We start from the raw sequence: 22119 nt of genomic DNA, 5'->3' as shown, positions 1-22119 counted from the left end.
GGCGGGTGGGCGTGGTCAGTGGGCGGGCGCATCCCGCCATTCTGACCGCGCGCCGCGATGTTTGCTCGTCGTCTCGGATCAGCGGGCCCGGAGCCAGTCGGTGAACGTGCCGACTGCCGCATCCGCGACGCGTTCCAGCTGGCGGGCCGTCCGCCGCAGCTCCTCGGACAACTCGCCACGCCCTGCGGGAATCTGCTCACCCGTGGCTTTCGGAGCGGCGGGCGCGGCGGGTACGGCGGTGCCGCGGTAGCCGATCGGGCCCTCGTTGATCCGCTGGTAGAACCCGACGAAGCCGGAGCCGTCGGCGTGCAGGCATATCGAGCCGCCGTTGGTGCGCTGGTCGCGCCAGGTGATGCGCTCCATGGCAACCCCACCGTGGTCCACCAGGATGCGCAGGTCACCGGAGGTGTGCCAGCCACCACCCCAGCCCTCCTCGGTCCTGAAATGATGCAGGGGCGCGTCAGCGGTGCCCTCCGGGAAGGCCCGGCGGCTTTCCAGCCGACCGCGCAACTCGGCGATCGTGCCGTCCGCGTCCCGGTGGTGGCCCAGGAAGTCGGTCATGGCGGACTGGAAGCTGGCCGCCCCCTCGGCGCCGTCGACACTGCGCCAGGAAATCTGCGCGGGCAGGGAGTTCTCGCCCCGCTCGACGTAGAGGTGCAGCTGTCCGGCGGGCGCCCAGTCGGCCGTGCCGGCGGCATGGCGCTCCGTACGGAAGACGAACACCGCACGCTCGGCGGCCTTGGCGCCCATCGCCCGCTCGGAGCGGTCTCGCTCGTACACCGAGTCGAGGGTGACCCGGTAGAGCCAGAGCATGGTCGCGGCCTTGGGGGAACTGCGCACCGTCACGGTGTTGGTCCCCGGCCGCAGCAGCTCGCCGGGCACCGCGAACACCATGGTCTGCGGCAGGTCGCCACCCCCGGGAAGCGTCAGGGCCTCCACCACGGTCCGGCCGTTGACCTCGATGTCCATCGGAGCGAAGCCGGGCGAGCGCCCGAGTCTGGAGGCCAGCGCCGTCACCTTGAGCGTCGCCTCGATGATCGTCTCGTCAGGCTCCACCGAGAAGTCCAGCGCGGCGCTCCCGCCCGCGTCGAGCTGCAGATGGTCCCCACCGAACCCGCCACCGTCGGTTCGCACCTCGGCGTTTCCGCACAGCGGCGGGGATATCGAGAAGTCGGCAAAGGTCGCTTCCATGCGCGCTGCTCCTGACGGTTCGACGGTTCGTTGGGCAGTGCCGGGGATGTGTCAGGACTCTATCGCCACCTTCTGACAGTCGGTCAGCCGACGGAATCCAAGTGAGCGTGGATCGCCCGGTGGTCACGCCAACACGGCACGCGGTTCCGGCTCCGCGCCGCGCAGTTGAGCAGCTTGCGCCGGCCGTTGGACAAGTAGGCGTACGTGATCACGGTCGGCATCGGCGCCCTGTCACGGGCCCCGAACGGCATGGAATGTGAACGGTCACGGCCACGACGAACAGTGGCGCCGCCACGGTCACCAGCGGCTTCACCCAGCATCGTGACGCTCTTGGTGATCAGGGCCACCTTCGTCTTCCGCCTGTTCGCCCGATACGCGCGCGGCAGTTCCTGTGCCCCCACGGCACTCCCGTCCTCGGCCGTCCACTGGAGGCGCGGCCGACAAGTGCCGTGAAACCGGAGGCGCCGTAGCCCATGGCCGCGGCCATGGAGTCCACTCCCGTGGAGACCGCGGTGGCACCGAGCAGATGCCCGCGAGCCGGGCGGCCAGTGGCGCGAGATGGCTGCCGATACCGGAGCAGACGAATCCTGCACAGGCGAGCGCCCGCACCGAACTTCCGGTCAACGATCCAGAGGCCCCGCCCGGGGACGATGCCTACGGCGTGACGGGCAGCCGGACCGTGACGAGGAGACCGCCGGCGGGGCGGGGGACTAGGGACTGTGCCGAGTTGGGATCACGGGTTTGGCTGTTTCGCTGTCCTGGCTGGGTCGGGACGGTAGACAGGCGGGATGACCCGGGGTGATCTCACGGACGATGAGTGGACTGTGTTCGAACCGCTGCTGCCGCTGGGCGAACGCGGTCCCATTCCTGACCTGCGCAGGCTCGTCAACGGCGTGATGTGGCGGTTCCGTACGGGCGGTCCGTGGCGGGACATGCCCGAGCGGTACGGGCCCTGGTCCACCGTCTACGGGCGGTTCCACCTGTGGGCCGGGTCCGGGGTCTTCCAGAGGCTGATGGAAGCGGTGATCGCCGAGGCCGCCGCGCGTGGTCAGGTGGACCTCGGCTTAGTGAGCGTGGACTCCACCGTGGCCCGGGCCCACCACCATGCCGCCGGGATGACGGTCGATGCGGAGCTGCTCGAAACCCTGGAGAAGGCCGTCGCGGAGGAAAAGGGGCTTCGCCAAAGGGACAGAACGCCCCGGTAGCCGGGCCGGACGGGCAGGAGGCTGCCGCCCGCGAGGAGCGACGGCGCCTGCGTCGGCGCCGCAAGGCCCGGCTCCGGGCCGCTGAACTGGGGCGCTCGCGCGGCGGGCTGACCAGCAAGGTGCACCTGTCGGCGGACCGCCGCTGCCGCCCGCTGTCCTTCGTCCTCACCCCCGGCCAGGCCGCCGACAGCCCCCGCTTCACCGCCGTCCTGGAACGCATCAGGGTCCGGGGCCCGGTCGGCCGGCCCCGCACCCGCCCCGCCGCCGTGGCCGCGGACAAGGCGTACTCCTCCCGCGCCAACCGCGCCTACCTGCGCAGACGCAGGATCCGGGCGGTGATCCCGGAGAAGACCGACCAGACGGCCAACCGCAAGAACAAGGGACGCCGGGGCGGGCGGCCCCCCGTCCATGACACCGAGCTCTACCGCGACCGCAACACGGTGGAACGCTGCATCAACAAGATCAAGGACTGGCGCGGGCTCGCCACCCGCTACGACAAGACCCCGGACAGCTACCTCGCCGGACTCCACCTACGCGGCGCGGTCATCTGGCTCCGGAGCCTCACATGAAGATCCCAACTCGGCACAGTCCCTAGGTCGAGGGTCCCGTCATGGGCGCGGACGACGCTGTGCACGATGGCCAGGCCGAGGCCGACGCCGGCGTGCTCGTCGGTGCGTACGCGTTCGCTTCCGCGCTGGAAGGGTTCGGTGAGGGTTGCTACCAGTTCCGGTGGGAGCGGATGGCCCGTGTTCTCGACCCGCAGCACGCTCGTGTCGCCGTGCGCCTCGGTGCGGACCGTCACGGTGCCGCCGGCGGGGAGGTTGTGGACGATGGCGTTCTGGACGAGGTTCGCCACCATCCGCAGCAGGAGCTCCGCGGAGCCGCTGGTCCGGGCCGCCGCGCCGGTGACGTCGAGCGTGATCCGGCGCCGTTCGGCGAGGGGAAGCAGTGTTTCGGCGGCTTCTTCGGCGATGAGGGAGAGGTCGACGCTTTCGCGGGTGAAGTTTCCGCGGTCGCCGCGGCTGAGCAGCAGGAGGGCCTCGGTGAGGTCGATCGCCCGCGTATTGACAGCGTGCAGGCGTTCGATGAGTTCGCCCCGGTCCCGCGTGAGGTCCTTGCGGGCGACGTCGAGCAGCGTCCGCGAGATCGCCAGCGGGGTGCGCAGTTCGTGGGAGGCGTTCGCGGCGAACCTCTGCTGCTCGGCGACGTGGGACTCAAGTTGTTCGAGCATCGAGTCGAACGCGTCGGAGAGTTCACGGAATTCGTCCTGGCGGCCCTTCATGCGGATCCGGTGGGACAGCGACCCGTTCCCGGCCATCCGTGCCGCATCCGTGATCCGGGTGAGTGGTGCGAGCATCCGGCCGGCGAGGATCCATCCTCCGACGAGGCCGAACACGAGCAGGACGACCATCGCCACGGCCGCGGCGGGGGCGAAGGTGCGTACGAGGAGGTAGCGGTTGGGTGAGATCCCGAGAAGGCCCTGGGAGTTGTCGGGTACGTAGCGCAGCAGGAACATCCACACCACGGTCAGCAGGAGAGCGCCGGCGACGAGGAGGAATCCGGCGTAGCTGAGGGTGAGTTTCAGCCGGGCGCTGAGCCCCGGGCGTCTATGCATGCGTACTGCCGGGGGCGATCCGGTAGCCGATGCCGGGCACCGTGGTGATGATCCATGGTTCGCCGAGCCGTTTGCGCAGTGCGGAGACGGTGATGCGCACGGCGTTGGTGAGGGGGTCGGCGTTCTCGTCCCAGGCCCGTTCCAGCAGCTCTTCGGCGCTGACCACCCCACCCTCGGCGGCGACGAGGACTTCCAGCACGGCGAACTGTTTGCGGGTGAGCGCGACGTAGCGTCCGTCGCGGAAGACCTCGCGGCGGAAGGGGTCGAGCCGCAGGCCCGCGATCTCGCGGACCGGGGGCCGGGCGTACGCGCGTCTGCGGTCGAGCGCCCTCAGCCGCAGGACGAGCTCCCGCAGCTCGAACGGTTTGGTGAGGTAGTCGTCGGCGCCGAGCCCGAACCCGGAGGCCTTGTCGTCGATCCGGTCGGCAGCCGTGAGCATGAGGATCGGGATGCCGCTGCCGGAGGCGACGATGTGCCGGGCGACCGCGTCGCCGGAGGGGCCGGGGATGTCGCGGTCGAGGACCGCGAGGTCGTAGGAGTTGACGCTGAGGAGTTCCAGGGCGGAGTCGCCGTCGCCGGCGATGTCGGCGGCGATCGCCTCCAGCCGCAGACCGTCACGGACGGCTTCGGCCAGGTAGGGCTCGTCCTCCACGATCAGTACGCGCATGGCTGAAGCCTAAGCAGCACAACATATCGCCGGCGTATGCGAAGACGTGTGCACACCGGACACGCGACTCAGCCTGCCGGTGTCAGCGCGGGGCGGGGCTGGTCCGACGGCGCTTCCGCCGTAGTGCGCCACCAGCGGCGCGACGCCAGCGCGGCCAGCACGGCGCCTGTGGCGTTGACCAGTACGTCGTCCACGGAGGACACCCGGTCCAGCCACAGGACGTACTGCGCGGTTTCGACCAGTAGCGAGCAGCCCGCCCCGAGCGCCAGGATCCGCGGCACGGACGCCAGCGCCGCGAACCGCATCGGGGCGAAGAACCCCAGCGCCGCGAAGATCAGCAGGTTGCCGACGATCCCGCCCGGCCCCATCGTGACCAGATCCCGCAGCGGTACCAGGCTCACCCGACGGGGTGCGACGCCGGCCCCGCCGCCCGGCATCATGGTCATCCACAGGAACGGTACCGTCCCGTGGACCATGCCCACCTCGGCCAGCGACATCCGCCACGCCGATGTGACGCCGGAGGCACGCCGACGGCGCGCCAGAGCCCACACCACCAGCGCGGCCAACGGCAGCGCGACCAAGGTCATGAGCACCACACCGTTGAACGTGTCGAAGCAGCCGTGCCACCGCCCGGCCATGCACATCGGAGCGGACATCATGAGCGGCCGCCGCACGACGAACGCGGCGCTCGCCATGCCGAGGATCGCCAGGCTGAGGAGCACGATCCTGCGCGTGCGGCGGGGCGGTGCTGACAGGGATGCGTTGTGGTTCATGCCCCCATTGGAGAGGCAGGGCCGTTGCGGTGGCGTATGCGGTTTTCGATACGCCCGCCATATACGGAATCCCGGGCATCGAGGAACTGGCGCAAGCCGGCGGTGAGATGGTCCCGCCGCCGGTGATCGCGCCGGTCCGGCCACCGCAGGTGCTGGACGACTCGTCCGTGAACAATCGCACTGCCGAGCATCCAGGACGAGCTCGCCGTCACGCCCGCAGGTCTGCCCTGGACCGTGAACGCCCAAACCTGTCACGTCTGGGGCGAGTTGTCCAACCTTCAAGGGGATCCGCGCCCCCCTTCCCATCCACTTGCCCCACCAGGTATCTTGCATCGCATGGAACCAGGTGATTCGACCAAGCAGGCCCGGGCAGCCGCCCAACTGCGCAAGGGTGTCCTGGAGTACTGCGTACTCGCCCTGATGCGGGACCGCCCCCGCTACGGCGTGGAACTCCTCCACGCACTGGAGGACTCCGGCGCCCTGGCCACCAGCCAGGGCACGGTCTACCCGCTGCTCTCCCGGCTCCGCCGCGACGACCTGGTCACCACCACCTGGCAGGAGTCCGCCTCCGGCCCACCGCGTCGCTACTACGCGCTCACCGACAGCGGCCGGGCCGCGCTCGACGAGTTCTCCCGCGTCTGGCCCGGCTTCCGCAACGCCGTCGATGCCTTCCTGACCACCCCGTACCCCTTTACCGGAGACCTCGAATGAAGACTTCTGCCGACCCTGTACGCGACTACCTCTCCGCCGTCGAGCGCGAGGCCTCCGCACTCCCCGCCGACCGCCGCCAGGAACTCCTCGCCGACCTCGCCGAACACATCGAGGTGACGTGCGCAGAACGCCCCGACGCCGCGATCGGCGAGGTCCTGGCGGAGCTTGGGGACCCCCGCACGATCGCTGCAACGGCGCTGGCCGAGGCGGGGAACGGGGCCGCCGGGGCCTCGCCCCGGGGCGAGGCCGGCGCACCTGCCCGGCGCGGCAAGGTGCACCCCCTGGTCCCGCTCCTGATGCTCACCCTCTCGCTGCCCTTCATGATGATCTTCCCCGCCACCCCCGGCCCGCTGTTCGGCGTCCTGTTCCGCGTTATAGGCGCGGTACTTCTCTGCACCTCGGTGCACTGGATCGCCGTCCAGAAGACCACCGGCGTACTGCTTGCCGCCGTCCTGCCGAGTGCCGTCATCGCCACCTGGAACCTGTCCAGCGGCGGCTCGGCGGGCGACGGCCCAGCCCTCTTGGGCAACCTGGCGACGCTTGCCCTGCTGGCTGGTACGGCAGCATGGCTCTGGCGGGTCCGCCGCGTCTGAGCGCGGCCACCGCCCTCATACCCGGCTAGTCCTCCGAGGAGTGACCACACGGCCGAGCCCACTGTGGCGTGCGGATCTGACGGACGCGCAGTGGGCCTGCCGCCGGTGGGCGTGGCGGGGCGGGAGTTGGGGTTGACCTCAAGTCTGCTTGAGCTTTTAGGGTCGGTCGGGTTGACGCCGACGTACCGGAGAGGAACAGCCGTGAGGACGCTGGTGCTGGGAAGGACGCCCGCCCGGGTGAGGGATGTGCTGGCCACGCTGCGTGGCGACGGCTTTGACGCGGAGGGAGTGAGCACCGACGAGGAGGCCCGGAAACTGCTGGAGACCGGGGAGTTCGGGGTGCTGATCATTGGCGGGGGCGTGGACCCGGACTCCCGCGCGGCGATCAAGGAGTTCGCGACGGGGCACCGGGTGCGGCGGGTGATCGACGGCGCGCTGACGGAGCCGTTCGACGCCTACGTACGGCGGGAGTTCGAGCCGCTGATCCGGGAGGTCGCCTCCGAGGCGTGACGGCTATGGCGTGGCCGGATCGGCGTCGGGAGGTCCGGGCCTTCTCATGGGCCTCGCCGACGCCGTCCGCGTTGCGAGTGTGGTGCGCACCGGACCGGACGAGCTGAAGTCCGGTCAGCCGGCGGTCACCCGGGGATCGTCGGCAGCACCTTCTCGGCGACGCGCACCAGAGCCGCGTCATCGGGCAGCATGTCGTCTTGGCGCCGGATGACGATCTCGAAGGAGCCGCCGCCGTCCTTCGCGTTCCTGGCCACCAGCAGGCGGCGGGCGATGTTGCCGGGCCCGGTAGTGGTCCTGCTGCCGGTGAAAGTGAGGGCGATGGTCCGGTCCGAGTAGAGGACCGCCGGGTGCCCCAGGACCGTTCTCGTCTGCCCGGTATCACCCGGGGGGTCGGCCGCCTGGGTGACCGGGAGATGGTCGTAGGACGCCGAAAGCTTCACGGAGTAGGTCTGGAGCACGACGTTCGCCTCGGGAGCGGCTGTCCTGGCGCCGCCGGCGAGGGTGATCCAGTCCCCGTTGCCCCCGGCGGTCCGCGTGTGGTCCTCCGGGGTTTCGAGGAGCGTCGGCGGGTCCGGACGGTTCAGCGCCGCGCACAGCTGTGCCGCGGAGACGTACTGCGACGCCAGGGTGTCATGCGTGCTTGAGCAAGTGGCGGGTTCACTGTCAGCGGGCTGCTGCCGGAAGATCCCCGGTCCCCACATGCCGCCCACGACGACTGCGACCAGAACCACCGCCGCGGCGGTCTGGGCCCCCGCGCTCCTGCCGACCTTGGATTCGGCGAAATCGTCGACCACGTCCCCCACCCTGCCCGATAGCACCCGTTGCGCGCCGGGGGCCCAACCGGTGATCGTTTCGCGGGAAACAGAAATCTTCCGGGGCCTGTGCACATGCGCGCGCTCATCCAATCCTGTGCTCCGACGACCGGGTGCCGGCACCCGGCGTCGTGCTGCGCCGGGCGCTGGATCACCTGTCGGAGCCGGCCTGCCCCAGGCCGCCGATCCGGTTCGAGGGCGCCGAGTTGAGTTCCCATAGAGTCAGTGCGGCCATCAGCACCCAAGGAGGCTCCTGCATGCACGACACAGCCGACTTCGTAGCGGACGCCTATGCGCTCGGCGCCGGGCCGTGGACGATGACGCCCATCACCCGTGGCGCACTGGGGCAGATCTGGAAGTTGACCGGAAACGGCTCCTCATGGGCGGTGAAGGAACTTCTCTTCGGCTGCGACAAGGAGCAGGTAAGCCGCGAAGCCGCGCTACGGAACGCCGCGGAGAAACTGGGGATCGTATCGCCCAGACTCATCGCGAATCGCGACGAGGAGCATGTATCACAACTCGCCCCCTCGTCGGGCGGCTCCTACGTGAAGCTGTACGACTGGGTCAACGGAACCGAGGCAGACGCCTCCGATCCGGAAGTCCTGGGCTGGTTCGGCCGGACCATGGCACTTCTGCACATGGCCGGAGAGGGCGCGACCGAGGCACCGGACTCCTGGTACGAGGAATGCCACCAGGATGCCGACTGGGCGGAGCTGCGCAAGGAGATTCGCCAGGCAGGCCTGCCGTGGTCGGACGCGCTGGGCCGGTTCGTCGCCACCTCGGCGGCGGAGCTGACGCACCATGTGACCAGGTCGGATCCCGGCGATGTGGTGACGTCACATCTCGACCTGCAACCCCGCAATGTTCTGGTCGGTCCGGCCGGTCCGGTTCTCCTCGACTGGGACAACGCGGGATCCACATCGGCGGAACGCGAGCTCGCACGTGCCGTTTATGTATGGTCGGGTGGGAATCAGTTCAACACGGAATCCGCCCGGCGACTGGTGCGCGCATATGTGGATGCCGGAGGTCGTGCGACCGTCAAAAGCCTGGATTCGTTCTCGATGCTTTTCGCAACGGCCTTGAACTATCTCTACGTGCAGGCCAAGTGCGTGATCGATCCGACCGTGACCGCCGCGCAGCGCGAGTTCGCGAGCGACCAGGTGGTCACCTCCTTGCGGAGCCTGCCGGACCTGGCTGCGGTCTCCCGATTGATCAGGGCTCTCAAGACCGAGTGGTGACCGGCGGGTAGTTCATGCCACAGCCGCCGAACAGGGGCGCGGAGACCGTGGGAACGACGACGACGACGTGCGTCGCAGGCCGGTGGCGCCGAGTGGTTCGCGGGGCGCGTCCGCTGCGGCAGGCCGAGACGTGTGGATGTCGGCACGGTTTCGAGTCATCGCCTTCCCGCTCGGGCCAGCGCGTCCTCGGCCTGGGCAGCGAGAGCGTCGACGAGATAGGCCGCGGACGGCAGGTCGTTGATGAGATCGATCGCCTCACCGGCCCTCACCGGCAGCGGAGGGAACTCGCCGTGTGCCACGCCGTCCTGGTAGAGCGGCAGCCGCCATGAGGCCGGGCCGGTGGACGGGGCGGTCGTGCAGACCACGCCGGGTGAGTTCGGCGGCCCACATCCACACGGCGTGGCCCGCCGCCTCGGACAGGTGCTCCTGCCACGGCTGACGCCAGGCCGCCGGAATCGTCCTCGTCGCCGGCAGCAGCACCAGGTGCAGGACGGCCCAGGTCCCGAGACCGTACGCCGTGCCCTGCCCCAGGGTGATCCGCGGATACCTCTCGGCGGCCACCGTGTACAGCGTGGACACCCCGACCGAGAAGCCGAAATGCGCGAGGAGGCTGACGTACGGCACCTCGTTGCCGTTGTACCGGCAGACCGCATGGGTGCCGCGGGCGGGCACGCCGAGCTGCTCCAGCAGCATCTGCGGCGGGTCCGGATCCTGCCGATCCGGCGAGCGCGGAGGCAGCGGGACCTCCCAGCCCAGCTTCACAAGACCGCTGATGACGCCGGCGACCACACCGACGGCCGCAGCCACCGCATACCGCTTGCGGGAGGGCGGCGTGAGGGACAGGCGCATGGCACCGACGGTACGGGCTCCCGATCCCGTGCGCATGGCGGACACCGCCGTAGGGACCACGCGACAGCGGCGGAAGCGATACGAGGGCCTCAGCGGTACCCGGCCGGGTCCGCGGACCCGCCGGGGTCCTGGACCTCGACGATGTAGCGCCAGGCGTCGGGCCGGCTGCCGTCGAGGTCGCAGAAGCCGTACGCCTGCGCGAGTCGGCCGCTGGAGAGCGACTTGCCGTTCCAGCGTGCCACCTCGGGATCGGCGGCCAGGGCGGCGACGGCGCGTCCGACGTAGGACGGGGTCTCGGAGACGCAGAAGTGCGGCTCGCTCACCAGCGCGTCCCGCCAGGTCTCCTCGGTCACACCGAAGTGGTCGAAGAGGGGTTCGCCACCCCAGATGTCGTTGACCAGGATGTCCAGTCGGCCCTGCTCGGCCTCTATACGGTCCATCAGGGTGCGGACCTGAGAGGGGACCAGGTGGTCGGGGGACCGGCGAGGGCCCGCGCCGTCGGTGGTGGCGACGCGGGCCCTCGGCTCAGGTGGTGACGAACACCCGCACGTCCCAGGCGCCGAGGTCCAGCGCCGTGCCCGCGGGGACGGGAGTGCCGTTCAGGACGTCGGTCAGTGCCACCGGGGCCGCGACGCGGGCGGGATCCCAGCTCCAGTTGTGCACCACATGGACGCGGCGTCCGTCCGGGGACGTCCCGGTCGTCGCGGTGACGGACGTCGGCAGGTCCTGCCAGGCGCTGCTCGCGGAAGGCACCAGCCATTCGGCCAGTGCCTGGGCGAGGTCGCGTCCTGGCACGGTGCCGACGCAGGTGACGCGGCCGTCGCCGTGCCGGCGGGTGGTGACCGCGGGCCAGCGGCCGAAGTGCGGGTGGTCGTACTCGACGAGCACGTCGGTGTCGGTGTCGGTGTCGGCGTCGGCGTTGACGACAGTGAGGCCCTCGATCCAGCGCGTCGCGGTCGCGTTCTCCGGCAGTTCGAGCGGGCCGCCGGGCACGGCGCGGAGCGGGACGTCGTGCGTGAGGTTGCTGAACTCGTCGTAGCGGACGCCCGCGGCTCTGACGAGGCGTCCGGGGGCGGGCTCGTGCCGCGCACGGGCCTCGTGATCGGCGTAGGCGGTCCGCGGGCCGACGACCAGGTGGCCGCCCGCGTGGGCGTAGGCCGCGAGCCAATCGACCGTGGCGTCGTCGACGACGTACAGGGCCGGGGCGACGAGCACGGGGTGGCGTCGCACGGCCTCTTCCGGCGTCATCCCCTCCCGCTCGCCGCGGGGGTCGTGCAGCTGCCGGGCGTGGACGATCCGTACCTGACGGCCGGCGTCGAAGGCGCCGCGGTAGAAGGGGTCGAAGATCCGGTGGTAGGCGGTGGCGTCCGGTTCGCCGTCGGGGGTCGCGAGCGGCGGGTACTTCTGCATGAGCCACTTGCTCGGCGTCGAGTACACCATGGTGATGTCGGCGTCCGGCTCGATTCCGGCGACGAGCGGGCCGGCCGCGTCGAACTCCGCTCCCAGGCGCGACAGTTCCGCGTACGTACGGCCGGGCCGGCCGCTGTGCGGAAGGATTCCGCCCCAGTACGTCTCGGCGCCGAAGTGCAGGGTGTGCCAGTGCCAGTACTCGACCATCCGGGCCCCGCGTGAGACGAGAGCCCAGGCGGCCTGCCGCCACTGGCCGTCGTAGGCGGGGCGGTTGTCCCACGGGAAGCCGATGGAACCGGCGTTGGTCTCGGTGACCAGGAACGGTTCCTGGCGCGAGGAGAACATCCAGTCGGCGGTCTGGTACATCGACCACACCCCGGTGGACTTCCACTTCTGTTCGTGGTCGTCGGGCGCCGGGCCGGGGTGCGCGAGACCGTCCTGCATGTCGTAGTACGGATTGCCCGAGGCGATGTCGAGGCGGTCCGTCAGCTCGTCGTCCTCCACCCCGGGACGGGTGTACGAGATGCAGGTGGTGACGAACTGCTCCGGCCGGGTGTACTCGCGGACGATGTCCGCCTGCCAGCCGATGAACTCGGTCACCTGGCGGGCCTGGAACTCCCGCCACGCCACGTCGTACTGGGGCTGGGCGTTGCCGTCCGGCTTCCACAGGTCGGCCCAGGTGGACAGGCGGTGCGACCAGTAGACCAGCCCCCATTCGCGGTTGAGGGTCTCGACGTCCCCGTATGTGGCGCGCAGGTGGTCCGTGAACCGCTGGAAGACACCGTGGTTGTGCAGGAGATGCAGGCCCGGCTCGTTGTCCACCTGGATACCGATGACCGCGGGGTGCCCGGCGTACCGGCTGACGATCTTGCGGATGACCCGCTCGGCGTGGAACCGGAAAGCGGGGTGGGTGAAGTCGATCTCCTGGCGGGCGCCCCAGCCGACGCGCTCGCCCGTGGCGTGCTCGCCGGTGATCTCCGGGTACTGGCGGGCCAGCCACGGCGGCGCGGCGTACGTCGGTGTGCCCAGGACGACGGAGATCCCGCGTTCGTGGGCGCCGTCGAGTACCGGCTGGAGCCAGTCGAGGTCGAACCGTCCGTTCTCGGGCTCCCAGGTCGACCAGACCGACTCGCCGACCCGGATGACGGTGAAGTTCGCGTCGGCCATCAGGTCGAGGTCGGTCCTGAGCCGCTCGTAGGGCTGGTACTCGTGGTAGTAAGCGGCGCCGAAGAGGACGCGGGCGGGCAGAACCGCCATGGGGGGAACCTCCGGAAGATAGTGAAGTGAGGCGGGCGATGTGGAGCGGGCGACGTGCGGACCGCCCGCGGGGCGCGTCACTGCTTGACGCCACCGGTGGCCAGGCCGCTCTGCCAGTAGCGCTGCAGCATCAGGAAGGCCACGACGAGCGGGACGATCGAGAGCAGCGAACCGGTCTCGACGAGCGCGAGCATGTCGCTGCTGGAACCGGCCCCGCCGTTCTGGGCCTGGGCGGCCCAGGAGGCGAGTCCGACGGTGACGGGGTACAGGCGCGGGTCGTTGAGCATGATGAGCGGGAGGAAGTAGTTGTTCCAGGTCGCGACGAGGGTGAAGAGCACGACGGTCACCAGGCCTGGTGCCAGCAGCTTCATGGCGATCTGGAAGAAGATCCGGACCTCCCCGGCTCCGTCCATGCGGGCGGCCTCGATGATGCTGTCGGGCACGGCGTCCTGCGCGTAGACCCGCATCAGGTAGAGGCCGAAGGGGCTGACCAGGGAGGGCAGGACGATGGCCCAGGGGGTGTTGACCAGGCCCACCTTCGCGAAGAGCAGATAGGTCGGGATCGCCAGGGCGGTGGCCGGGATCATGATGGCGCCGAGCACCAGGTTGAAGGCCGCGTTGTTGCCGCGGAACCGGTACTTGGCGAATCCGTACCCGGCCGCGGCCGCCAGGAGCGCGGCCCCGAGCGCGCTGACGCCGGCGTAGAGGACGGTGTTGAGCACCCAGTGCAGGAAGACCCCACCGTCCTGGGTCAGGGTCTGCCGGATGTTCGTCAGCAGCTGCGGGGAGTGCGAGAACCACAGGCCGAACGTGGTGAACAGGTCCTCGGTGCTCTTGGTCGAGGCGACGAACAACCAGAACAGCGGCAGCAGGAAGTAGGCCAGGACGGCCAGCATGGCGATGGTCAGCGGGGTGCTGCGACGGGAGGCCGACGACCGGCGGCGCGTGGTCCCGGTCGCGGACGTTGACGTTGACGTTGACGTTGACGTCGGCGTCGTCGGCGTCGTCGGCGTCGTCGTCATCGCCGTGGGGATCGTGGTCACGAGGTCCTCCTGCGGTTGGCGGTGAGCAGGACGGAGTACGAGACGATCACGATGACCAGCCCCAGGAGGAAGGAGACCGCGGCCGCGTAGTTGATCTGCTGGCCGGTGAAGGCGAGCGAGTAGGCGTAGACGTTCGCGGTGTAGGAACTGTCGATGACGTCCGGTGCGACGCGCTGCAGCAGGTTCGGCTCGTTGAAGAGCTGGAAGCTGCCGATCACGGAGAACAGCAGCGTGAGCAGGAGCGCCGGTTTCAGGGCGGGAAGCTTGATGGACCAGGCGATCCGCCAGGCACTGGCCCCGTCCATCGCGGCGGCCTCGTACAGATCCTCGGGAATGGTCCGCAGGGCGGCGTACAGGATGATCATGTTGTAGCCGACGAACTCCCAGGTCACGATGTTCGCCAGACTCCCGAGCATCCATCCGTCGCTGAGGAAACGCGGGACCGGCAGGCCCAGGTTCCGGCTCAGCTGGGCGAACGGGCCGAAGTCCGGCCCGTACAGGTACCTCCACATGAGGGTGGCGACCACGCTCGGGACGGCGTACGGGACGAAGATGCCCAGCCGGATCACCCGCGCGAGCCGCAGCAGGCCGCTGTCGAGCGCGAGCGCGAAGAGCAGCGCCAGCACCAGCATCACGGGCACCTGGATCACGAAGAACGTCGCGACCCGGACGACCCCGTGGACGAGGAGCGGGTCCTTGACGGCGTTGAGGTAGTTGCCCAGCCCGACGAACGTCGTGCCGCCGATGAGCTTCTGCTGGAACAGGCTGAGGTAGGCGGCGTAGGCGAGCGGAGCGAGGAAGAGCAGGAGGAAGAGCACCATGAAGGGTGCGACGAACAGCGTCCCTGCCGTGCCGTGGCGCACGCCGCGGAGCCGGTGACGTGTCGGCCGTGCCCGGTACGGGCCCTCGTGGGAGGCCGCGGTTGTGGCAGTCATCAGCGGGCCTTTCTGAGTTGAGGTGGTCCCGGTGGCGGGCCCCGCGCCCTCACTCGGGCACGGGACCCACCCCGGGCGTCACCAGGGCTAGGACTGGACGGTGAAGCCCTGGTTCTTGGCGAAGGCGGTGATCCGCTTCTGCCATTCGCCGAGCGCGGCGACGGTGTCGGTCTTCTTGGCGAGGGTCTTGCCGACGGTCTCGGTCCAGTCCGTCACCACCTGGTCGAGGAAGGGCGGCCACTGGAACGAGGGGCTGACCGTGCCGCTGATGTCGGCGAACACCTGGTTGACCTTCTGGCCGCCGTAGAAGGAGGGAGCCTCCCCGACGTAACCGCGGTCCGTGAGCAGTGACTTCGTCGCCGGGAAGAAGAACTGCTTGGTGGCGAACAGCTTGGCGCTCGCGGGGTCGCTGTTGAGGAACTGCGCGAACTGGGCGGCGGCGATCGGGTTCTTGGTCGCTCTGATGACCGCGCTCGTCGAGCCGCCCCAGTTGCCCGCGCTCGGCGCGGACGCGTCCCACTGGGGCAGCGGGGCCGCCCGCCACTTGCCCGCGGTGGACTTGGCCGAACCGGAAAGGAAGACCGGCCCCCAGGCCGCGGTGATCCAGGTGGCGTACTTGCCCTTGTTGAGGCCGGCGTACCACGAGTCGGTGAAGTCCGGTTCGACGCCGATGACTCCGTCCTTCGCGAGGCCGCCCCAGTACGCCGCGAGCTTCCTGGAGATTCTGTCGTCGACGTTGACGGAGATGTCGCTCCTGCTGTTGTTCACATACGGCTTGGCACCCGCCTGCCACATGAGGCCGTGCCACGCGGCCGCCTGGTTCGCCGCGAAGTTGGTCAGGTAGATGTCCGGGTCGGCCTTGTGGAGCTTGCGCGCGGCGGAGGCGAACTCGTCCCAGGTCTCCGGCGGCTGGATCTTGTGCTTGTCGAAGATGTCCTGCCGGTACAGCATGCCCATCGGTCCGGTGTCCTGCGGGATCGCCCAGACCTCGCCGTTGCTGCCGCTGACCTGCCCCCACGTCCAGTCGACGAACCTGTCCTTCAGCGCCGACGCGCCGTGCGGCGCCAGGTCCAGCAGACTGTCCGTGATCGTGAACGTCGGGATGTACTGGTACTCGATCTGCACCACGTCCGGGGCGCCGGTGCCGGCCTTGAGCGCCGTGCGCAGCTTGGTGTACTGCGGGGTGCCCTGACCGGCGTTGACGACCTTGACCTTGATGGCCGGGTACTTCTTCTCGAAGAGCGCGACCTCCTGCGCGATGTTCGGGACCCACGTCCAGAACGTCAGCTCGGTCGGGGTCGACATGGCCTTGTCGATGGCGGCCTTGCTGACCGACTTGGCGGCGGAGGAGGCGCCGCCGGAGCCGGCGCCGGTCCCGCCGCTGCCGCCGCACGCGGACAGCGCGGCGGTCAACGAAGCCGCTCCCGCGGCGCCGAGAAGGAGTCGGCGGCTTATCGAGGAGGGGCTGTTGGGGGTGAATCCGGGCATGGTGAACTCCCGCCGGTGGGCGAAGGGGGTGGCACACCTGGCGCCGGCGTGGCGGCAGGTGTGAGTGACAGGGGGAGGAACGAGGGGGAGGAACGAGGGGGAGGAACGAGGGAGAGGAACGTGGAAGTGACGGCCGGGGCGTCGAGGCCGGCAGCTTCAGACGGACGCCCTCGCGGACTGTGACCGGCGGCGCGCGCCGCGCATGGTGCAGATGAGGCGCAGGTCGAGGTGGAGGCCGGTACGGTGACCTGCCTCAGGACTGCGCTGACCGGTGCTGATCAGGGGTGGGTGGGTGGATCGTCGGTTCGTGGCCGGGCCCGGGCGGGCCGGGACACTACGTGAGCGGGGAGGGGGAGATGGTGTGCCGCCCGCGTCCCGGGGTCGTCCGGGGTGGCGGGGGCGGCGCGGTCGAGGCGCGTACGACGAGCTCGACCGGTGGGTCGCTCGCCAGTAGGGGGTCTGCTTGCGGCTTCTCGATGGCATGCACGAGAAGCTTGAGTCCTTCCTCCGTCACGGCGTCGAACGGCTGCCGCACGGTGGTCAGGGGAGGAGTCACGTAGGCGGCCACCGGGACGTCGTCGAAACCGACGACGCTGACGTCCTCCGGCACCCGTCGGCCGGCCTCCGTCAGCGCGCGGATCAGACCGATGGCCATGTCGTCGTTGGCGGCGAAGACCGCGGTCACCTCGCCGTCGGTGGCCAGTTCACGGCCCGCCGCGTATCCGGACGAGGCCGACCAGTCGCCCTCGACGACCGGCGGCTCGCTCCTGCCCTGGGCCGCCAGCGCCGCTCGCCAGCCCTCCAGACGGTCCCTGGCGGAGTACCACCGCTGCGGACCGGCCAGATGATGAACGGTGACGTGTCCCAGGTCCAGCAGATGTTCGGTGGCCACCCGCGCCAGCAGGTCGGAGCTGACCCCCGCGGTCATCACCCGGGGGCCGACCAGGGCCGGTGGCGCGCCGAGGACGAGGACCGGCACGTCGATGTGGAGGGGGACCACTCCCTCGTCGATCGGCTCGGAGATGACGATGCCGTCGACACCCTGATCGAGGAGTGACTCCACGGCACCGGCAACACCCGTCGGGTCGCCTTCCATCGTGTTGACCACACGCAGCGCGTACCCCGTGCCCCGGACGGCTCGCTCGATGCCCATGAGCAGTGAGGCGGGCCCGTACATGGCCGTTCCGAGCGTCACCACACCGACGGAACGAGTCCGTCCGGAGGCCAGCGACCGGGCCGCGTTGTTCAGCCGGTAGCCGAGCTCCTCGGCGGCTTCGAGAACCCGTCGGCGTACCTCGGCGGAGACGTACGGCTCGTCGTTGAGGACCCTCGACACCGTCTTCTGGGAGACCCCCGCCAGACGGGCCACATCCACACTGCGTGGAGTGGTGGAGCTCCCGCCCCGTCCTGCCGGTCGCGTCATGAATGTCTCCCGATGCCGCCTGGATCCTGTGCGCAATCATCCGTGTGACTGCGCAGTCATGTCTACGCAGTCAGGCGCAGTGCGTCAAGAGTTTGCGCAATCTGTCCGTAACCTCGCCGCGTCCCGAGGAGGGCGACCGTGGCGGCCGGGCCGGCGCGGCAATCCCGTCACGCCTGGCGGATACACGTCAGGTCCCGGTCCCGGTCCTGGTCCCGGTCCTGGTCCCGGTCCCGGTTCCGGTCCCGGTTCCGTGGCCGTGGCCGTGGCAGTACGGTCATCGCGGCCGCCGCGAGCGCGGTCGCCACCAGGATCGCCCCGGCCGTGCCGAGCGCGGCCTGCGCCGCGCCGCGCGGGGTGCCGTCTCCGGCGAGGTAGACGCCGCCGACCACCGCGACGCCGAGCGTGCCGCCGAGTTGCTGGACGGCGTTGAGGAGCCCGGCCGCCGAGCCGGTCTCCTGCGGGCCGACGCCGCGCAGCGCGGTGGTGAAGAACGGCGGGGTGAACAGGCCCGTGCCCAGGCCCGCGACGGCGAGCGCGAACGGCAGTGCCGGCGGGTACACGCCCGGCGCGGCGGACCGGTAGGCGAGGATCGCGCAGGCAAGCCCGACGGCGAGGGCGGCGATCCCGGCGTGCATGACGCGGGTCCCGTGCCGGGGGACCAGGTACGCGCCCGCGGCCCACGACCCGGCGGCCAGCCCGGCGGACCACGGCAGCGGGGTCAGGCCCGCGGTGAGCGGCCCGCGGTGCAGGCCCAGTTCCAGGTGCAGGACCACGGTGATCATGACGCCGGTCATGACGGCGAAGAACAGCGTGGAGGTGGCCAGCGCGGCGGGGAACAACCGGCCGCGCAGCAGAGCCGGTTCGATCAGCGGGGCCCGGCCGCCGCGCCCGGCGCGGCGCTGGTGGGCGACGAACAGCGCCAGGGCGGCCGCACCCGCGCCCGCCGCCGCCCATCCGGCCGGTCCCGGTGTACCGGTCGCCAGCGGGCACACCACCAGCGCGGTGCCGGTCATCGCCAGCGCCGTCCCCACCGGGTCCAGGCGGGGCCGGACCGGCGCGCGGTCCTCGCGCAGCCGCCGTGCGACGACCAGGACGACGGCGGCGAGGGGGAGGTTGACCAGGAAGCAGGCGCGCCACGACGAGCCGAACAGGTCGACGTGCGTCAGGACCCCGCCGAGCACCGGGCCCAGGACCGCCGACAGGCCCATGACCGGGCCGATCGTGCCCAGCGCCTTGGGCAGTTCGTCGCCGTCGAACATCGCCCGGATCAGGCCGAACGTCTGCGGGATGATCAGCGCCGCGGCAGCGCCCTGCAACGCGCGCAGCCCGATCAGCGCCTCGGCGTTCGGCGCGAGCGCACACGCCAGGGACGTGGCGGCGAACGCTGCGACGCCGATGCGGAAGACGCGGCGGCGGCCCGCGATGTCGCCGAGCCTGGCGCCGGTCAGCAGCCCGAGCGCGAACGCGAGGGTGTAGGAGGCGCTGAACCACGGGATGGCGGCATCCGCGCCGCCCAGGTCGGTGTGGATGACCGGGCCCGCGACCTGGACGATCGTGGCGTCCAGCAGGTTCATCGCCTCGGCGACCAGCACCGCGGCCAACGCGTGCCACCGCCATCGGTACGCGGGCGGTGCCACGGGCCCGCCCGCTTCCGGATTCGGTTCCGAGCCGATCGAAGTGCCGTGGCCGGTGCTGCGGGACATGCGTCTCCCCCTGGGTGTGCGGTGTGTCCGGGACGTCGGCCCGCCCGCCGGCCGGGCGAAGCGTGACCCGCGACCACCGTCCCGCCCATCAAGCACTTGGTTCCATTGCTGTGACAGGATTCGGGGATTACTGCCATCGAAGGTGGCTCATGTGGTGGATATGCTTGTACTGGACGATCTGGACCGCGGCCTGATCCATGCCCTGCAAGTCGACGCCCGGGCGCCGTTCACGCTCGTCGCCGACATCCTCGGCTCCTCCACCCAGACCGTGGTTCGCCGCTACCGCCGCCTGTACGCGCATGCCGGCCTTCGCGTGGTCGCGCTGCCCGCGCCGCGCAGCTCCGGCACCCACCAGTGGTTCGTGCGGCTGACCGCCGCGACGCGCACCGCGCACGACATCGCGGTCGCGCTGGCACGCCGCCCCGACACCTCGTGGGTGCGGCTGACCTCCGGCGGCACCGAGATCGTCGCGATCATCCACACCACGCCCGCAGGCCCCGACGCGCACGCGTTGCTGCTGCGCGACATCCCGCGCACCGCCGGGATCACCGCGGTGTCCGCGCACTACCTCCTGCACACCTACCTCGGCGGCCCGACCGCGTGGCGCGGACGCGTCGACACCCTGGACGCCGCCCAGCAGGCGCGGCTGCGCGCCGAAAGCACCACCGGCACAGGTCCGTGCCCGTGCCCGTGCCCGGACCCGGACCCGGGCGCGGGCCCGGACCCGGACCCGGGCGCGGGCACAGCGGAAGCCGAGCCGAGCGGCCCCGTCTACCTGCTCACCGACGCCGACCGCCTCCTGCTGGACGCGCTGCGCGACGACGCCCGCCGCAGCTACGCCGAGCTTGCCGCCGCGACCGGCTCGACGGCATCCACGGTGGCCCGCAGGATCACCGAACTGCGGGCACGCGGCGCGCTGTTCTTCGACGTGGACATCGACCCGTCGATGCTGGGTGTGACCGTGTCGGCGCTGCTGTGGATGCAGGTCGCGCCCGCACACCTGGACGCGGTCGCCACCGAACTGGCCGGTCACCAGGAGCTGGCGGTGGTCGCGGCGACGACCGGACCGACGAACCTGGTCGCGCACGCGCTGTGCCGGGACGCGGAGGAACTGCACCACTACCTGACCCGCAAGGTGGCGTTGACCGCGATCGCGCGGATCGAGACCGCGCCCGTCCTGCGCACCTACAAGGCCGCCGCGACGCTGCGCATCGGGTGACGGGCCGACGGGCCGGACCACGTTCCGGCGGCACCTTCGGGAGGGCGCGCCGAAGGTCCTTCGGCGCGACCAGGCCCGGACGTCCTCAGGTCATGACGGCCGCCCGCCGAACTGCCAGTTGTGCACCTCGATGTCGGCGTACCGGTCCGGAGTGAGGATGGCGCGTGCCGCGTCCGGGTCCGGGGCCCGGACCAGCGCCGCCGTGCCCAGCCAGCCGGCGCCGTCGTCGGACAGCAGCGGCCCGTAGGCGATCAGCCCGTCCCGGTCGGGCGGCCCCGCGAGGTCGGCGGCCTGCCCCGTGCCGAGGCCGATCACCAGGTACCGGTCGCCACCGGTCCGGCCGCCGGGGAAGTCCCACATGGTGCGGCCCAGCGTGTTGCGCCACCGCCGCAGCAGCACGTCCCGGTACACGCCGGACTGGTAGCCGGGCTCGTCGAAGGCGAACGCGCGGGCGGCGGCGGGATCGGGCAGGTCGACGATGTGCACGCTGCCGGTGGCTGTGTCGCCGGCGAGGGTCGGGCCCCGGGCGATCATCTCCTTCGCGTACTGGTCCATATACGACCAGTGCTCTTCCAGCAGCTCGTCGCGCAGTGCTGCGGAGCCGGGCCGGTCGCGGTGGTAACAGAAGAACTCCATGCCCACAGGGTCCCTTCAAGGAGGTGATCAGTCGAGCGGAATTCACCGCGACGGCGGCTCGGCTTCCGGGCCCGCGATCAGCGACGTGCTGCCGCCGCTCTGCCTCCACGGCCGGTCCTCCAGCGACTTCGTACCCCTCCCGGGCAGCACCAAGGTCACCCGGAAAGCCGCCGGCGCAACCGCCCGGCCCCGCCGGCGAACTCGCGGTTCTTTGGCCGAGTACGGTGAGATGACAGCGACCTGAGTACCGGTCAGCGGCGATCCCGCCGTACGCCTGCCCGCTCGGGTGACGGCCACGACAACGTGACACTGCCGCCTACCGGTAGCGCGTACCAGCGCGCGGCGAATGCGTCCAGGCGGAGCAGGATGCGCTCGACGAGAGGCGATTCGCCGATGCCCGGCTTCATCGAGGAGAACCAGTCGGGAAGAGCCGAGCGCTGACCCGCCCGCAGCTGCCACAACGGCTGGCACAGGGAGGACAATGTCTCGGACCGAGCCATGTCGGCGTGCTCGGCGGCGCTGGGCGGCCGCTTCGCCTCCCGACGCGCCTGACGCTTCCTGACAGCGGGATCGGCCGCCCAGAAGATGTTGTTCCGTCCGTCGGCGATCCGGCCGAAGACACCGCCGGACAAGCCCGCCTCAGCCTCGACGAGGAAGTGCACGGCGTCGTGCGGCAGGTAGTCGTCATAGCCCGGGCCCTGCCGCGGCGCCAACTCCGGGCCGCGTTCCCGAACGACGGTCATCCGATAACGGCGCCCGTGCACCTTGGTGAACGTTACGTCCATGGTTGGTACGGTACCCACCGCTGCCGAAAGATCGCACGCGATTACCCGCGGCTGGG

Annotated in this window: 21 protein-coding genes and 1 pseudogene; 7 read left to right on the top strand and 15 right to left on the bottom strand. The window is 70.6% G+C overall.

Annotated elements, in window-relative coordinates:
• Window positions 1-78 precede the first annotated feature (78 nt).
• Window positions 79-1191 carry a hypothetical protein gene (locus tag RWE79_RS03055; RefSeq protein WP_475938428.1) on the bottom strand — a complete coding sequence of 371 codons (1113 nt, stop codon included), beginning with the start codon at window positions 1189-1191 and terminating at the stop codon, window positions 79-81.
• Between the two features lie 788 nt (window positions 1192-1979).
• Here RWE79_RS03055 and RWE79_RS03050 point away from each other — a divergent pair.
• Window positions 1980-2965 (top strand): IS5 family transposase gene (locus tag RWE79_RS03050; RefSeq protein ID WP_475938267.1). Its coding sequence is split into 2 segments (ribosomal slippage): window positions 1980-2366 and window positions 2369-2965, totalling 984 coding nucleotides; the frame shifts between segments, so codons are not numbered across the junction.
• Here the strand turns inward: RWE79_RS03050 and RWE79_RS03045 are convergent.
• The 3 genes from RWE79_RS03045 to RWE79_RS03035 all read right to left on the bottom strand — a co-directional run bounded on the left by RWE79_RS03045 (window position 2908) and on the right by RWE79_RS03035 (window position 5451).
• Window positions 2908-4011, bottom strand: a complete 1104-nt coding sequence (locus RWE79_RS03045) for a sensor histidine kinase (RefSeq protein WP_475938427.1) — start codon at window positions 4009-4011, stop codon at window positions 2908-2910. The two genes, RWE79_RS03050 and RWE79_RS03045, sit on opposite strands and share 58 nt — an antisense overlap.
• Complete coding sequence (locus tag RWE79_RS03040; RefSeq protein WP_475938426.1) at window positions 4004-4678, bottom strand: response regulator transcription factor; 675 nt, start codon at window positions 4676-4678, stop codon at window positions 4004-4006. The genes RWE79_RS03045 and RWE79_RS03040 overlap by 8 nt, the downstream gene beginning before the upstream one ends.
• Window positions 4679-4746: 68 nt before the next feature.
• Window positions 4747-5451 (bottom strand): VanZ family protein, encoded by a 705-nt coding sequence (locus tag RWE79_RS03035; RefSeq protein ID WP_475938425.1) that lies wholly within the window; start codon window positions 5449-5451, stop codon window positions 4747-4749.
• Between the two features lie 336 nt (window positions 5452-5787).
• Between RWE79_RS03035 and RWE79_RS03030 the strand changes: the two genes are divergently transcribed.
• The 3 genes from RWE79_RS03030 to RWE79_RS03020 all read left to right on the top strand — a co-directional run bounded on the left by RWE79_RS03030 (window position 5788) and on the right by RWE79_RS03020 (window position 7265).
• Window positions 5788-6162, top strand: coding sequence for a PadR family transcriptional regulator (locus tag RWE79_RS03030; protein ID WP_475938424.1), 375 nt, complete (start codon window positions 5788-5790; stop codon window positions 6160-6162).
• Window positions 6159-6755, top strand: coding sequence for an HAAS signaling domain-containing protein (locus tag RWE79_RS03025; RefSeq protein ID WP_475938423.1), 597 nt, complete (start codon window positions 6159-6161; stop codon window positions 6753-6755). The genes RWE79_RS03030 and RWE79_RS03025 overlap by 4 nt, the downstream gene beginning before the upstream one ends.
• 201 nt (window positions 6756-6956) lie before the next feature.
• Window positions 6957-7265, top strand: coding sequence for a hypothetical protein (locus tag RWE79_RS03020; RefSeq protein WP_475938422.1), 309 nt, complete (start codon window positions 6957-6959; stop codon window positions 7263-7265).
• A 125-nt stretch (window positions 7266-7390) separates the two neighbouring features.
• On the opposite strand, the gene RWE79_RS03015 is transcribed toward RWE79_RS03020, so the two are convergent.
• Complete coding sequence (locus RWE79_RS03015) at window positions 7391-8059, bottom strand: DUF6215 domain-containing protein (RefSeq protein ID WP_475938421.1); 669 nt, start codon at window positions 8057-8059, stop codon at window positions 7391-7393.
• A gap of 275 nt (window positions 8060-8334) precedes the next feature.
• Here RWE79_RS03015 and RWE79_RS03010 point away from each other — a divergent pair, with 275 nt between their 5' ends.
• Window positions 8335-9315 carry a phosphotransferase enzyme family protein gene (locus tag RWE79_RS03010; protein WP_475938420.1) on the top strand — a complete coding sequence of 327 codons (981 nt, stop codon included), beginning with the start codon at window positions 8335-8337 and terminating at the stop codon, window positions 9313-9315.
• 255 nt (window positions 9316-9570) lie between these two features.
• Here RWE79_RS03010 and RWE79_RS03005 read toward each other — a convergent pair whose 3' ends face one another.
• From RWE79_RS03005 to RWE79_RS02990, 4 genes and pseudogenes are all read right to left on the bottom strand, one after another.
• Entirely contained in the window at window positions 9571-10164 is a 594-nt protein-coding gene (locus RWE79_RS03005) for a YagU family protein (RefSeq protein ID WP_475938419.1), read from the bottom strand.
• A gap of 89 nt (window positions 10165-10253) precedes the next feature.
• A pseudogene (locus tag RWE79_RS03000) lies at window positions 10254-10676 on the bottom strand (hypothetical protein); the annotation flags it as partial.
• A gap of 13 nt (window positions 10677-10689) precedes the next feature.
• Entirely contained in the window at window positions 10690-12831 is a 2142-nt protein-coding gene (locus tag RWE79_RS02995; RefSeq protein ID WP_475938418.1) for a beta-galactosidase, read from the bottom strand.
• A gap of 77 nt (window positions 12832-12908) precedes the next feature.
• Complete coding sequence (locus tag RWE79_RS02990) at window positions 12909-13727, bottom strand: carbohydrate ABC transporter permease (protein ID WP_475938417.1); 819 nt, start codon at window positions 13725-13727, stop codon at window positions 12909-12911.
• On the opposite strand from RWE79_RS02990, the gene RWE79_RS02985 reads away from it, so the two are divergent.
• Entirely contained in the window at window positions 13726-13899 is a 174-nt protein-coding gene (locus tag RWE79_RS02985; protein WP_475938416.1) for a hypothetical protein, read from the top strand. The genes RWE79_RS02990 and RWE79_RS02985 overlap by 2 nt on opposite strands.
• On the opposite strand, the gene RWE79_RS02980 is transcribed toward RWE79_RS02985, so the two are convergent.
• The 4 genes from RWE79_RS02980 to RWE79_RS02965 form a co-directional block, all read right to left on the bottom strand.
• Entirely contained in the window at window positions 13871-14809 is a 939-nt protein-coding gene (locus RWE79_RS02980) for a carbohydrate ABC transporter permease (protein ID WP_475938415.1), read from the bottom strand. The two genes, RWE79_RS02985 and RWE79_RS02980, sit on opposite strands and share 29 nt — an antisense overlap.
• Before the next feature lie 87 nt (window positions 14810-14896).
• A complete protein-coding gene (locus RWE79_RS02975; RefSeq protein WP_475938414.1) occupies window positions 14897-16297 on the bottom strand; it encodes an ABC transporter substrate-binding protein in 1401 nt (466 codons plus the stop codon).
• A gap of 334 nt (window positions 16298-16631) precedes the next feature.
• A complete protein-coding gene (locus RWE79_RS02970; RefSeq protein WP_475938413.1) occupies window positions 16632-17720 on the bottom strand; it encodes a LacI family DNA-binding transcriptional regulator in 1089 nt (362 codons plus the stop codon).
• A gap of 167 nt (window positions 17721-17887) precedes the next feature.
• On the bottom strand, window positions 17888-19423 hold the full coding sequence (locus RWE79_RS02965; RefSeq protein WP_475938412.1) for an MFS transporter: 1536 nt from the start codon (window positions 19421-19423) through the stop codon (window positions 17888-17890).
• Between the two features lie 160 nt (window positions 19424-19583).
• Between RWE79_RS02965 and RWE79_RS02960 the strand changes: the two genes are divergently transcribed.
• Window positions 19584-20642: an Lrp/AsnC family transcriptional regulator gene (locus RWE79_RS02960; protein WP_475945563.1), complete on the top strand. Its 1059-nt coding sequence runs from the start codon at window positions 19584-19586 to the stop codon at window positions 20640-20642.
• 90 nt (window positions 20643-20732) lie between these two features.
• On the opposite strand, the gene RWE79_RS02955 is transcribed toward RWE79_RS02960, so the two are convergent.
• Window positions 20733-21278, bottom strand: a complete 546-nt coding sequence (locus tag RWE79_RS02955) for a YciI family protein (RefSeq protein ID WP_475938411.1) — start codon at window positions 21276-21278, stop codon at window positions 20733-20735.
• A gap of 251 nt (window positions 21279-21529) precedes the next feature.
• The gene (locus tag RWE79_RS02950) at window positions 21530-22063 is read right to left on the bottom strand and encodes a hypothetical protein (RefSeq protein WP_475938410.1); all 534 of its coding nucleotides are present in this window, start codon (window positions 22061-22063) and stop codon (window positions 21530-21532) included.
• Window positions 22064-22119 lie beyond the last annotated feature (56 nt).

The sequence above is a fragment of the Streptomyces sp. RLA131 genome, from assembly GCF_056270125.1.
Note: the sequence above shows the minus strand (reverse complement) of the source record. Positions and strands in the feature narration are given on the sequence as shown.